This is a genomic window from Candidatus Zixiibacteriota bacterium, assembly GCA_040756055.1.
GTDB lineage: Bacteria > Zixibacteria > MSB-5A5 > GN15 > FEB-12.
This window is the reverse complement of sequence record JBFLZR010000002.1, coordinates 422826-436964: the sequence shown is the minus strand read 5'-3', so window position 1 is coordinate 436964 and position 14139 is coordinate 422826. Positions and strand designations below refer to the sequence as shown.

Sequence of the window (14139 nt, the reverse complement as noted above, 5' to 3'; positions counted from 1 at the left end):
ACCGGCCAAGCTGTATCAATGTAACGTTCTGCTGAACAATATCTTAGTTCGAATGGTGAAGGCCGAACTGGTCTTGAAAATCAGTGTAGTCATCGTGAGCAGTCCATCCCGCCGCATGCACCAGTCTGGCGATAGCCTCCCAGTAAGCGAACCTGGCATTGATAGCATTCAGTTCGGCGCGAAGCGAATTCGACTGGGCGTCGAGAAGATTCCACAAGGTTCTCTTGCCGGAGCTGTATTCGGGCACGACTATGCTGAGAAGCTGCGTGGCCCGTTTTTTGGATTGGTAGGCGGGTACCATGTGATTGTCGGCGGCGATCAGTTTGTTCACCTGTGTGTGAATGTCGCGCATGATCTTCAGGCTGGTATCATCGCGGCGGTACTCCATCTCGCTCAGGTTCGCCTTGAGTTTGCCGCGCTCTCGAAGACGTTCCTTCCCGAGAAAAAGCGGAATGTTGAGAAAACCGCCCACACTCCAGGTGGTGTTGTTTTCTTCAAATAAGGGGGTATCTTCGAGCCAGTCGGAGAAGTTCAGGCTGGCTTTGAAACCGAGCGTGGGATAGAACCGCGCCGAGTTTTTCGACAGCAGTTGCTTCTGAATATTTATCCTCGTGTCAAAACTTTTGACGGCTGGATTCTCGCTCAGGGCTTGAGCTACCATAGATTGTTTGAACTGCTCCTGCGACGGTAGATCTTTCAGAAGGTCCTGAAACTCGCCTTCATATGCCCACAGCGCCTCTTCGGAAAACCTGGCACTTTCCAGCACGAGGTCGCGATCGCCCGGAAGATTGAACAGGGAATTCAAAATCGCTCTGGCAACGCGCACTTCGGCGCGGGCATCGACAACCCTGATTGTCGCCTGGTAGCGTTCGTCCTCGAGGCGGACAACATCGAGCGAGTCACCATCACCCATTCTGCTTTTCGAGGTAGCCAGTTCAAGGCTGTGCTCTATCAAGGTACGATTATTGACGCAGGTGGTGAAGGTTTCCTGTGCTCTCAAGTATTCCAGATAAGCCAGGCTTACGGCCAGTTCAAGATCGAGCTGTGCCTTGGTCAGGTTAATATTTTCAAGCTCGCGCTCTTGTGCGGCGACTTTGATTGACTTGAGAGTCTCCAGCGAAACAATTTTCTGTTCGAGATTCAGGCTCGCGTAGTACTGGTCATTACTTATAAGGTCGCGGTAGTTATCGGCGGTGTTATTGTCGACATACAGAAGTCCCGCTGTGCCATAGATCTGCGGCATATACTCGGCCCGCGCCTGCCCTGCTGTCTGCACCGCCGCTTCGAGAGCATCGTACTGCGCCAGATAACCCGGGTTTTGCATAGCGGCCCGATTAACAGCATCGGCCAGAGTGAAATAAGGAGCATCCTCAGCCGGCTTCGCTTCGACAACAAAAAAGTCGCTCAATACTGCCTCAGGCAGATGGATTCCGCACTGGAGCGCGACCTCGTTGTTGACAGCCAGTCCCATCGCGCCGCGGAAAGCCACCGGAAGATCGGCCGGCTTTTCACCTGTCATGATGCGCACCGCTTTGTCAGCATTGAATCGAGCTTCGGACAGTGCCGTGAAATACGATGCCGTCGCGAAAGCGCCTTTTTCAAGCACCACTTTACCTTCGTAAGCAAACAGCGGGGTACCATCGTTGATTGGCAACTGAAGGAAACTGGAGATATTCTCGGTCTTCAGATTCGCCGATGGTCCGATATAGATGGCATCGATATCTTTCGGCAGACTATGAAACGATTTAAAATATGCGAAGACACCATAATTGTCGTATTCATCGGCTGTGATCACTTCGAACCCGAGCTTCTCGCCGATAGCGGTCAGCTCGGCCAATACTTTTTCCTGTTCACCTGCCGACGGAAAAAACAGAAAGCCCAGGCGTTTAACATCGACCAGCCCTGTCAGAACCCGAAGGTCATCGAACATTTTCCCGGGCTGCTCGTGGACAGTCAGGTTGTCGATCACCGGACGGCCGTTTTCATCGAGCAAGCCCTCATAGCGCGGATTGAACTGGTGGATGGCCAGAATCGGACGGTCGTAACCAGCTTCGATTAGGTCGTTGACCACCCACGGCCCCATCGCTATCAGGATATCGACATCCTTCTCTCTCACAAGCTCGCGCGCCATCCGTTTACAGTCGTCGCGATTCCATTCCGCCGAGCGGAAGCCGTTCGGTATTCGCACATACTGGTAGCCATCGGGTAAAAGTTGACTGAGCTGGTTGTAGAATTCGGTCCGAAGCAGGGAGTGTTCGGGGTTGGGTCCGGCCTCGAAATAACCGAGGTTGAAAGAGTGTTTGGTTTCGGCGGCGGTGGAAACCGTCGCGGTCAGGGCAAGAATCAGCAGACCGAGCATAGTTAGATGCCTGAGCATATCAAAGTTCTCCATCATAAGCTATTTTATTGAGTTGTGGCACAGCCGGATAATAGGGAATTCGGCCCCGTATATAAAGCAAATTCTGACAAGAGATTTCCGGTGTCGAAATGCCTCCTCTGGTTCTCCACGCAGGTAAGACTCCGTAGCCGCACGCCGCGGCGTGTGGCTACAAAGAGTAGCTCTGCGTCTTTCTGTGCGCGGCAGATGTCCTCATCTGCCCGTTCGTTGCGTTGTCCCCGCTCTTCACGGGGTCATTATCTGACCGTGACGTTAGGATACATCGACGCGTTTGATAAATCAAACGCCTACCTTTTTGCAACGGCGGTTTCGAATCCTCCGAAGGCGGACAGGGACGGACCCGCCCTTGAGGTCTTAATAAATTGGCATTCCGCCATCCGAGTGAGATTCCAGCCTTTATATATGACATTTGACTTCGTGTACCGCCAATTCTTATTTTGTAAAGTAACGTTATTAATGGGGGCAGTGTGTTATGAAAATCAGGTTGATTCAAAAAGATATCGGCAATCCGGATTACCGAAGGTTTCTCGATGAAGCGGTGGGGAGTCACGCTGATATTGTCTGTTTTCCGGAGTTGACTACCTCGGGATGTCTCTACGATGGCGGGCAGGGGGTTGATTTCGAGGAATTGGCGCGCGTTCTGCGGGAGTATCCGTTCGCGGTTTTTATCGGGTTTCCACGGTCGCATGAGGGTCGTCTTTATAATTCCTACATGTATTTTCACGGTGGCGAATATCAAATTTACGACAAGATAAATCTCTTTGAGCCAATGAACGAAGCATCGGTTTATACACCGGGCAGCGCGCCGGGTCTCATCCAATCCGTGTTCGGTGTTCTGGGTGTGGCAACGTGTTATGACCTTCGTTTTCCGGAGCTTTTTAACCGTTTGGCTATACGCGGCGCGAAAATGATTTTCGTACCATCGGCCTTTCCCCGGGTGCGAGTGGGCGATTTCAAAGAACTCATTGTCCAGCGGGCTATCGAGAACAGTATTTGGGTGGTCGGGATCAACGCTGTGGGGGATGATGGCGTCAATGAGTTCGGGGGCAGCTCGATGGTGGCTGACCCTGATGGCCAGGTGCTCGCTCAGGCCGACGAGACTTCGGAGACAGTGTTGGATGTTACGATTTGAGGCTGTCGTTTTTTCGTCGTAATCGCGTATCTGCATAGCATTTACCCGTATTTGGGTTCGTTTCGTTATTTTTAATCGTCAATTGTTAATTGTCCCGTAGGGGTTCAAAATTTTGAACCCCTACGAAATGTATGTCGGGCCCACACGAGTTTGAGCCTGCCACCCGGAAATGTTGTGTCGGGCTTTCGAGCCCAGCACCTGACGGAACCCGTTAGATGCGATGGGCAAGATCGCGTCATTCCGTTGAAAAACGGAATCCAGCAAGCTAGAACCGTCAAGGATTCTACCATGATGGTGTGTCCGTATTTTTCAGCGCAATCCTCTATCATCCATTTCATTACCCGGATTTGGGTTCGTTTTGTTGTTTTTGTATAATCCCCTCACCCCGACCCTCTCCCGGAGGGCGAGGGGGAAAGAGGCGTGATGTCGCGTTTGATTAGATCGCCGTCAGGTGACATCCCCGAAACTTTCGGGGACAGCACCTGACGGAACGGGGGAGATCCCCATATGCCAATACATTTCATGCCGTTACCACGATTTGGGTTCGTTTCGTTGTTTTTATGTTTTCGTGTCTCATGGTCTTTTGCTCATGGTAGGCTCACGCCGCGGCGTGAGCCTACCAACGCGGGTGTTCGAAACAGAGTGGTGTCAGGTCGCGTTTGATAAATCAAACGCCTACGGATGTGGTCGAAATGTTTTCTTCTGTCAGGCCCAAACGAGTTTGAGCCTGCCACCCGGACGCGGTCAGGTTAACAGCAGAGTCGCGAGGTGGCAGGAGTCTAAGAAGGCTCCTGCCCTACGTTTACTTTGTCCCCGGTGAATCTTCAGATTCTGTTGTTGTGCCCGGTGAATCTTCAGATTCACCGGGTAATCCAGAATTGGGTTTGTTTCGTTATTTTTAAGTGGGACCCGAAACGCGTTTTTCCTTCCTAACCTGTTTTCAGGGATGTGGTTATCCCCTCTAAGTAAAGCCATTTGGATGCACAAATTATCACCACCTGCGCTGCAAGGAACGCTGGTGCGGTGGCGGGTTCGAAGACGGACCCGCCCTACGCTGGTAACATTTTGGTTCATACTTTCGGCGCGGCAGATATTTTTACCATCAAGGTTGTAGTGATATTGTGAGAGGTTGGTGTTTCTGATGCGGATCTCTTTTAAACGGCTTGAAAATGGAGCAAGAGATTTTTGAGCAACTAACTTGACAACTGGGTCCACTCTTATTATGTTTTTAGTGCCCTTTAGCACGGCTGCGTTTTTCGGCCGACTGCCAAAACAACCCACATATAAAGCATGTAAACTAGGCTGAATTCACCGAATCGCCAAAAAGGGGTTGTCAGATATGGCTGTCACATCATCGCTGCTCAGGTAGCGGCTGATTTGACACTCCAACCAACGTACCCGATCTGGCATCGACGATCGAACGAGCCCGATTAAACATATAGAGCATGGGATCGTTCTCGGGATCCGGATGAGGCCCGCCTAGCCAAGGGTAGCTTGGTGCTATGCCACGGCCTATTACCTGCCATGTCAAGTTCTGGTCCTTGTCTGTAACCAAATAGACTACTAGTTCCTTGGCGCTAAGTGGATCTGATCCCGCCGCGCGCCCAAGCGCACCAAAAAGCGACACGGGCGGAGGTGTATCACAAAATGCTGCGAACTTGTCGCGTTTCAGACGCTTCTCCGCATGAGCCGCAGGCGGTTCGGGAGCAAGCTGAGGATCAAATCCCTCGTACTCCGAATAGGCTTTTACAAAGAAACCCTTTGTTGAATCAATTATGACCTTGAAGTTCTTCGGAATCTGTGCCTCCACTGTTTCACGCAGCCAATTGGGGCCGTCAAGGTGTACATTCACGACGCTGATCCTCCATACGCGCCTGTTGTAGACTTGGTCAGTCAGAAAGGGGATAGTCGAGTCCTTGAATGTTATTACTTCAACGCCATAATAGTCTTCGGATTCAAGAAGGTTTTGGATTTCATTGAAGCCGGTGTACTGCAAGGCTCTTTCCAGCGCTTCTCGCGGGGTGTCTACCGAGTGGCTGGTGCTATCGGTTTGGGCTACAGTGCCTGAAGTGCATAGCATCCCGAAAATCACAAGAATAGAGATTTGGCAAGCGCGCATTTTCATCCTCCCGCGTTGTGGTAACTACCATAAAGACGGACATGGAGGGCCGGTTGTCAAGCTTGGGTTACGCGGCTCGCGACTAATCGCTCACTTTCTTGGGGAGGTCGGGGTGAGGTGAACTAGTCCAATAAAGAAGGAGTCCGGTTTCAGCATCAAACCGGTAACCCATAGCTTGCTATGGGATCCTCTCGTTTCATTTGAACGCTCTGAATCTGGGTACCCCACTGCTTGCGGTGGGATCCTCACGCTCTGGCTGTCACCTAAATTCATAAGCATCTATCTTCAAAGGAAATTCACTCGAACCCGCGTACCAGTTATAATTCGACCAGCGATAATCGGCTGGCTGCGAAACCAAACCCCGCCGGACGGGATTGTAATGCCAGTAGCTGATTTTCTCTTTTGCCACATCGGTCGTGCGACAATTGTGGTCGTAGCATCTCTTCTGCCAGAACACGTGTCTTCTGATATCACCACCGTGAGCCGTTACGAAAAATTCTCTTGCCATTAGCGACTTTATCTCGCCGACCACCAGACCGAGTTTCATTTTGTCCGGCGGAATCAGCACCAGATGAACATGCTCCGGCATGATGACGTATCCGATGATTTTGAAACCATGTTTGGTGCGAGCCAGGTCAAGATGCTTGATCAGAAGTTCCTTGGAGCGATGGTCGGCCAGAGATTTCTCCATTCGATAACAGCAGAATGTCACGAAGCGGGCGGTGCCGAGGTCATCATAATGTTTCAGTTTAGGCATAGAGGTAGCTTTCTGTTTTTTTGAAGCGATCCCACCGCAAGCGGTGGGGTACCGGAGAAAGATGGCATTTTTATCCTCCCGCAATTAAGGCTCTACCATAATGACGGAGATGACGGGACGGTTGTCAAGTTTGCGTTGCGGTGCTGTATGGGCGATCCCAACGCAAGCGGTGGGTTACCGGATTCGAATGTTCGTCATTTCTTGTTCCCGGATGTCGAAACCTCTCCGCTACGCGGAGACCCTGACGGGCAGGGGTTTCGACCTACCGTTGTTTCTCCGTTCTTAAGAGTCTGTCGAAACCTCTGTCTGACGACAGACCCTGATGGGCAGGGGTTTCGACCTACGTTCGTTTTAGTGGAACTACTAAGACGTCGCAACTGGTCCTCCCGCATTTTTGTATTTGCCACAATGACGGTCAAATTGGGTCGTTTGTCAATCGGGAGAAGATGCCGACTTCGTCGGTACACGGCTCATCGCGTTGCTCGTGGCGTGTCCGCCGGAGCACAGCCCACCTCGGCTTTTTTGAAGCCACGATCAGCCAAAATCGGCGCAATTGCTAACAAATCCATCGTTTCTGCCGAAATAATACCTATCAAGTACTGTATTGGGCGGGGAAACATACCCGGTTTTTAAGGGTTATATATGTAAAGTAAATGGGTAAATGGGCTTGACGCTCAGCCGGTTTTGGATTAATATACCACACTATGCTGGTTTGGGCCCTTAGCTCAGTTGGTTAGAGCAGCTGACTCATAATCAGCGGGTCGCAGGTTCAAGTCCTGCAGGGCCCATGATTTGGAGGAAGTTTAAAGGGCAATTAGCTCAGTTGGTTAGAGCGTTCGGTTCACATCCGAGAGGTCACTGGTTCGAATCCAGTATTGCCCATTTTGAGAAATGAACCGTAAATTTTGTAAAAGCATCTTGCGAGCAGCCGTCAAAATCCCCGTTGTACCAATGGGAAAAACGCGGCATAACGAGAAATTGAGGAACGCATTCGTCCTGATATCCGGACGGATGCGTTTTTAGTTTGGAGTGAGTGTTATGGCAGACCCCGGCAAGGAGACCCTGGTGCAAAACCAAATCGAACAGCTTCTAAAACTTCAAATAATAGACTACGACCTCGGCGAACTGGAGAGATCAAAAGAATACCTTCCCGATATGATGGAGAACCTCAACCGGGAAATCCAGGAAAGCCAGGCCAGATACGAGGGCACCGCGCAGGGCCTCGAAGACGCCAAGGTCAAACAACAGACCCTTGAACTCGAGATAGCATCCAAGGAAGCGGAACTTCAGAAATACCAGCAGCAGATGATGTCGATCAAGACCAACAAGGAATACGATGCCCTGGTCGCCGAAATCGACTCGGTGAAAAACGAAATCTCTACCAAAGAAACCGAACTTCTGGAGACTATCGAACTGATCACGACTCTCGAGAAAAACGCAGTCGAGTTCAAAGAGAAGCTCGATCAGGTGACCGAGAACAACACAAAACAGCTCGAGATTCTTCAGCAGAAGATCGACTCGATCGGCGACACGACCTCGGTCAAGAGAGGGGAGCGCAAAGAGGTGGCTTCGATGATTCCGCGCCCGATCATGTCGTCGTACGAACGCGTTCGCAAGGGGAAAGGCGGCTCGGCCGTAGTGGCGATCAAACACCGTGCCTGCGGAGCTTGCTACAAGGCGCTTACGCCGAAAAAGATTCAGGATATCCGCAAAGCGGAGAGCATCCTGACCTGCGACAACTGCGGACGGCTTTTGTACTGGGATGATAACGAATCAAATTAAATAAAGTTGAGTGGTACGTAGATGGTAAAGATTCTGGAACACACGGCGCTTACTTTCGATGATGTTCTTCTGGTGCCGAATCATTCGAAGGTTCTTCCGCGCGATGTCAACATCTCCACCCGGATCGCTCCCGGTATCGAGTTGAACATTCCCATGCTGTCGGCGGCGATGGATACGGTTACCGAAGCGCAACTGGCGATAGCGCTGGCGCGACTCGGCGGACTGGGCGTAATCCATAAAAATATGTCGCCCGAACGTCAAGCTGGCGAGGTTGACAAAGTGAAGCGTTCCGAATCAGGTATGATCGTCAACCCGATCACCCTTCCACCGGAGAAGACTATCGGCGACGCTCTCGAAGTCATGAAAAAGTTCGCCATTTCCGGAATTCCCATCACCGAAGAAGGTAGGCTGGTCGGCATTCTCACCAACCGCGACCTTCGTTTTCACAAAGACCTCAGCCGGCTGATATCCGAAGTGATGACGTCGAAGAATCTCGTGACGGTCAAAGAAGGAACCGACCTGGAAACCGCCAAAGAGATTCTGCATCAGCATCGCATCGAAAAGCTGTTGATTGTCGATGACCAGTATATGCTCAGGGGGATGATCACGGTTAAAGATATCATGAAGAAGATTCAGTATCCCAACGCCTGTAAAGACGAGGGTGGACGGCTCCGGGTCGCCGCCGCGGTTGGCGTCGGCAACGATCTCGACAAACGCGCGGAGCTTCTGATAGAAGCCGGGGTGGATATACTTTGTGTCGATAGCTCCCACGGTCACAGTCAGGGTGTGATGGATGCGGTTACATCGCTCAAGAGAAAATATGACAAAGTTCCGATAATGGCGGGCAATGTGGCGACCTCGGAAGGAACCCGGGCACTTATTGATGCCGGCGCCGATTCTATTAAAGTGGGGATAGGGCCGGGCTCGATTTGCACCACGAGAGTTGTCACCGGCGGCGGCGTGCCGCAGATCACCGCCATTATGAATGCCGCTGAAACGGCCAGGAAGGCGAAAGTGCCGGTTATTGGCGATGGCGGCCTGAGATATTCGGGTGATATCGTAAAGGCATTAGCGTGCGGCGCCGAGGCGGTTATGATTGGATCGTTGTTCGCCGGCACGGAAGAATCGCCCGGTGAGACGGTGTTGTACGAAGGCCGGTCGTTTAAAGTGTATCGGGGGATGGGTTCGGTTGGCGCCATGAAGGAAGGCAGCAAGGATCGCTATTTCCAGGAGCACCAGGAAGAAGCCTCCAAGCTCGTGCCCGAGGGAATCGAAGGCCGGGTGCCGTTCAAGGGTCCGCTGGCTGATACGGTTAATCAGCTTATCGGTGGACTGCGCTCCGGGATGGGTTTGTGCGGAGCCGCTGATCTTGCTGAACTCAAGGACAAGGCCAAGCTGGTACGCATTACATCGGCGGGCGTGCTTGAATCGCACCCGCACTCGGTGCCGATTACGAAAGAGGCTCCGAACTACCGGCGCATGTATTGATTTTGAAGATTTTTGGTAGTTTTTGATATATAACGAAAGCTTGCGAAAGTAGGAGGAACAGTCGCGCTTTAAATATGAATATTTAAAGTGAGGAAAGTCCGAGCTCCAGAGAATCAAGGCGCCCGGTAACACCGGGGCGGAGTGATCCGACGGAAAGTGCCACAGAAACTATACCGCCCCGACTCGTCGGGGTAAGGGTGAAATCGTGGTGTAAGAGACCACGGTCAAGGGCAGCAATGTCTTTGACGGGCAAACCCCGCTTGGAGCAAGGCCAAATAGGGGAAGAGGGGTTGATTCGCCCCGTTATCATTCCCGGGTAGGCCGCTTGAATAGCCGGGCAACCGGTTATCCAGATAAATGGCTGTTGGTCCCGCTGTGGCGGGATTACAGAACTCGGCTTATTTCCTGCTTTCCCAAGCCTTCAGATAATGGAGGCTAAGCATGAGTTGGGTTGAAAAGTTGGCCCCACTGAAGTGGGTGCCGGCTCCCGAAACTGACTCGGAACTGGTCTACAGGCTCGCGTCGGAAACCGATTTGCCGGTAAATGTCGTTAAGATCCTCGTAAATCGAAATATCGACACCGCTGCCGCGATAAGACAGTTCCTGGATCCGAAGCTATCCGATCTGAAAGACCCTTTCGAACTCTCCGATATGGACAAGGGAATCGAACGGGTCACCAAAGCCCTCTTCGATAACGAAAAAATCGTTATCTATGGAGATTACGACGTCGACGGTATCACCGCCACCGCCCTTCTCTATATGATTTTCAACAAACTGGGGGCCCAGGTCGATTTTTATCTGCCGAACCGTTTGCTTGAGGGATACGGATTATCCCAGGAAAGCATCGACGAGGCAAAGTCAAAAGGTGTCTCACTCATAATTACTGTGGACACCGGGATAACCGCGGTTCAGGAAGTCGCGTATGCCCGTTCGCAGGGGCTCGATGTAATCGTTACCGACCATCATGAACCCGGCGAGTCCCTCCCCGAGGCGGTTGCCATCATCAATCCCAAAAAGCCCGGGTGCACCTATGGAGGTGAACTGTCCGGAGTGGGGGTGGCGTTCAAATTCACGCAGGCCCTTTACCGGGCTTTAAATCAGGATGAACGTGAACTGGAGGATCATTTGGATTTGGTGGCTCTGGGAACGGCTGCCGATATCGTTCCGCTCATTGGTGAAAATCGGGTTCTGACAAAATACGGCATAAAACAGATTGCTCGAACAACCAAGCCGGGCCTCAAGTCGTTGAATTTTGTCTCTGGTCTCATGGGCAAAGATATCAGCACCGGTCAGGTTGTTTTCATACTGGCCCCGCGAATCAATGCCCTGGGTCGTCTGGGCGACGCCGGTCAGGCGATCCGTCTGTTGTCCACCCGCGATGAGCGGGCCGGAGCCAAAATCGCGCGCAAACTCGATCAGGAAAACAAACGCCGCAAGGAAATCGATGAGACCACCCTCAACGAAGCGCTGGCGCAGATGGAAGAGGTTACGGATCTGGACAACGATCGCGCTATCGTGCTGGCCGGTGAAGGCTGGCACCAGGGGGTTATCGGCATCGTGGCCAGCAGACTCGTCGAACGGTATCACCTTCCGACAGTGATGATCTCGATCGCCAACGGCGAGGGTAAAGGGTCCGCCAGGTCCATTCCGGGGTTCCACCTGTGCGAAGCTCTCAAAGAGTGCGAGCCGTTTCTGATGAAATACGGTGGCCACAAATATGCGGCGGGATTGTCGATTCAGGCGGACAACATCCCGGCTTTCAGGCAGAAATTCATCGAAGTATCCAACAAATACCTGTCCGAAGACGATATTCTGCCAAAACTCCTCATTGATCTGGAAATTGAATTGACGGATATCGATGATGCCTTTATGAACGCTATCGAGGCGTTCTCTCCGTTCGGTCCCCAGAATATGCGTCCGATTTTTCTCACCCGCAATTGCGAGGTGCTGGGGCAGCCGTATGTGGTGGGCCGAAACCATTTGAAGATGAAAATCAAAAAGGGTGATGCCGTTTTCGATGTTATCGGGTTCGGATTCGGCGAGATGGCCCGCGTTATCTCAGCCAAGGGATGTCTTGTCGATGTCGTGTACGTGATTGAGTACAATACGTACAACAATGTCACCCGCAAGCAAATTAGGCTGAAGGATATCAAGTTGACGGTCGGGAGTATCCCGTCCTATTGATGTGTAAAATATGACTATTCTGGAAAGGTTCTCACAAGGCGATATCAGGGCACTCTCCAAGGTCATATCTCACATTGAAAACCGCTCCGATGGATACCGCGAGTTGCTCGGGCAGTTGTACAAGATGTCCGGCAACTCGGTGCGTATCGGCATCACCGGCCCGCCGGGGGCAGGTAAGTCGACACTGGTCAACGGGCTGGTTCACGAGTATCTCAAGCAAAGCAAGAAGATCGGGATCGTAGCGGTCGACCCGACCTCGCCATTCACCGGCGGCGCGCTTCTGGGCGACCGGGTGCGCATGAATGAGTTTCCACCGGGAGGTGGTGTCTATTTTCGTTCGATGGCTACGCGCGGCGCGACGGGCGGGCTTTCAGCCGCCACGAACAATGTCACGGTGGCGCTGGATGCTTTTGGATTCGATATCACGCTGGTGGAAACAGTCGGGGTGGGGCAGGTCGAGCTTGATATTATCGACGCCTGCGATACGGTCGTGGTGGCGGTCGTGCCGGAGTCGGGTGACGCTGTTCAGACGATGAAGGCCGGACTGATGGAGATAGCCGATATCTTCGTGGTCAACAAAGCCGATCGACCGAGTGCGGAGCGTTTGGCCATGGACCTCAAACAAATGCTCCAGACCAAAGCTGTCAAAGAAAATGCCTGGAAGATACCGATCCTGAAGACGGTTGCGGTTGACCGCAAGAATGTCGATCAGCTTCATGATAAGATAGAGGAGCATCTGGCCTTCATCAAAAGCAGCGGCCAGTTCGAAACTCACCGCCGTCAGCAAATAAAGAAGAAGATCCTCAGTATTCTTACCAATCGATTCAGGACGGAATTCATAGAGAAGCTCGAGGCCGGTCTGCAGTTGGATGAGGCTGTTGAAATTGTGTGTAAGGGCGAGTTGGACCCATTCGAAGCCAGCGAAAACCTCTACAACTCTCTGCTTCCGAAATAACTCTCGTTGTCCCGTCTGTCAGAGAAGAACCCTTTCCATCCCCATCGAATTCCGTACGCGATAAGACTCAAAATCAGTCCGAAATGAATCCCGGCCCAGAGACGTTGGAAATTGGGGCAGCGTCGATACTCGAATGCGGGAAAGACTATGTTACCGAGGATCACGCCCACCGTCATGAGAACCACAATTATCAACATTGTCGCCAGCATGCCACGTGACGTCAGCCTGTCTGAAATCCTGTCATAAATGGTCTTCAGGACTATTAAACTCAGGGGGATGATGAAAAGGAACGGGGGGAACAAAAGGCGCGTTTCTCTGGCGCAGGCGAGAAACAGGGCGATCACCAACGTGGCCGGGACAGTAATCAAGGTGCCTGCAAACAGAAAACGAAACACCGGCGAGGTTCGCCGGCAAAACAGACCTATCAGTGCTGTCACCCAGAGCAGGCCGAACGAGATAAACAGCGAAAACAAAGTGTCGCTTGTCCTGAGCGGATTGGCGAAATTGAAGGCGATCAACGAGAAACGGTCGGCGCCGGGGCTCTGCCAATGGAAGGCATAGTAGGCTCCGTAAAAGATGATGGGCATGGCTATGACGCCGATGAGCGAGTAGCGGGAGCGCTCGCGCGTGAATGTCCGGTAGGCGTAAACTGCGATTGGCAGAAATATGAGACTCTGCTCGCGGGCGAAGCAGGCCAGAGTGAACCACACCAGGCCCGAGGCAGGTCGATCTTTTATGAAGGCTGTCATTGACAGCGCAAGAAACAAATGACACCAGATATCATCCCAGGTGTGAACCGGCTCAATGTGCGCGGCGAGTATGGGGTAAGCGCTCAGCAACAAGAAAAGGCCGAAATTTGAATTTCTTTTCGTGAAACCGAGGGCGAGCAGGTATTTGTAAAACACGAACGCCAGCAAGACAACAAGTGAATACTGGATAAGAAAGTAGGCCTGTTTTATGGTCAGCCCCGCCGTTGTCAGCGCGAAGATGATGTCGGATGTAAAGAAGCGAATCGACAGAGGATAGGTGGTCAGATGGTGGCGCAGCATTCCGGCAAAGACAGCCTCATCCAGCTGCATCAGTGAACCACACCATTTGAGATGCAAGAAGAAAGACAGAGTCGCTACAATCAGCGTAACAACAATTGCCGCCCAGTGGGATGCGACAACTTCGGGAAACGATTGCCGAAATCGGGAAGCCATCAGGGCGATAATATAGACCCCGCTGTTGGCGGAGTCAATTAAAGCCGTATTCCCGATTGGAACGGGGGTTTAGAGGGCCTGTCGCGACGCCCGATAGAGGGGGACATTCGCAAGCTCTTTCG

Annotated in this window: 9 protein-coding genes, 2 tRNA genes and 1 other RNA gene; 8 read left to right on the top strand and 4 right to left on the bottom strand. The window is 52.1% G+C overall.

The window, feature by feature from the left end; all coding sequences use genetic code 11:
- Positions 1-43 precede the first annotated feature (43 nt).
- Entirely contained in the window at positions 44-2377 is a 2334-nt protein-coding gene (locus AB1483_05215) for an ABC transporter substrate binding protein (protein MEW6411858.1), read from the bottom strand.
- 493 nt (positions 2378-2870) lie between these two features.
- Between AB1483_05215 and AB1483_05210 the strand changes: the two genes are divergently transcribed.
- The gene (locus AB1483_05210; GenBank protein MEW6411857.1) at positions 2871-3530 is read left to right on the top strand and encodes a nitrilase-related carbon-nitrogen hydrolase; all 660 of its coding nucleotides are present in this window, start codon (positions 2871-2873) and stop codon (positions 3528-3530) included.
- Between the two features lie 1351 nt (positions 3531-4881).
- Here the strand turns inward: AB1483_05210 and AB1483_05205 are convergent.
- A complete protein-coding gene (locus AB1483_05205) occupies positions 4882-5655 on the bottom strand; it encodes a hypothetical protein (GenBank protein ID MEW6411856.1) in 774 nt (257 codons plus the stop codon).
- Positions 5656-5908: 253 nt separating this feature from the next.
- Positions 5909-6406: a transposase gene (locus AB1483_05200; protein ID MEW6411855.1), complete on the bottom strand. Its 498-nt coding sequence runs from the start codon at positions 6404-6406 to the stop codon at positions 5909-5911.
- A 714-nt stretch (positions 6407-7120) separates the two neighbouring features.
- Between AB1483_05200 and AB1483_05195 the strand changes: the two genes are divergently transcribed.
- The 7 genes from AB1483_05195 (at position 7121) to meaB (ending at position 12815) form a co-directional block, all read left to right on the top strand.
- Positions 7121-7194, top strand: a tRNA-Ile gene (locus AB1483_05195).
- 20 nt (positions 7195-7214) lie between these two features.
- Positions 7215-7288: transfer RNA gene (locus AB1483_05190), tRNA-Val, on the top strand.
- Positions 7289-7444: 156 nt separating this feature from the next.
- Positions 7445-8188: a C4-type zinc ribbon domain-containing protein gene (locus tag AB1483_05185; protein MEW6411854.1), complete on the top strand. Its 744-nt coding sequence runs from the start codon at positions 7445-7447 to the stop codon at positions 8186-8188.
- Between the two features lie 21 nt (positions 8189-8209).
- Positions 8210-9676 (top strand): IMP dehydrogenase, encoded by a 1467-nt coding sequence (gene guaB / locus AB1483_05180; protein ID MEW6411853.1) that lies wholly within the window; start codon positions 8210-8212, stop codon positions 9674-9676.
- A 45-nt stretch (positions 9677-9721) separates the two neighbouring features.
- Positions 9722-10092: RNase P RNA component class A (rnpB, locus tag AB1483_05175), an RNA gene on the top strand.
- Between the two features lie 25 nt (positions 10093-10117).
- Complete coding sequence (recJ, locus tag AB1483_05170) at positions 10118-11860, top strand: single-stranded-DNA-specific exonuclease RecJ (protein MEW6411852.1); 1743 nt, start codon at positions 10118-10120, stop codon at positions 11858-11860.
- Positions 11861-11870: 10 nt separating this feature from the next.
- Entirely contained in the window at positions 11871-12815 is a 945-nt protein-coding gene (gene meaB, locus AB1483_05165; GenBank protein ID MEW6411851.1) for a methylmalonyl Co-A mutase-associated GTPase MeaB, read from the top strand.
- On the opposite strand, the gene AB1483_05160 is transcribed toward meaB, so the two are convergent.
- Positions 12791-14017, bottom strand: a complete 1227-nt coding sequence (locus AB1483_05160; protein MEW6411850.1) for a hypothetical protein — start codon at positions 14015-14017, stop codon at positions 12791-12793. The two genes, meaB and AB1483_05160, sit on opposite strands and share 25 nt — an antisense overlap.
- Between the last annotated feature and the right edge of the window lie 122 nt (positions 14018-14139).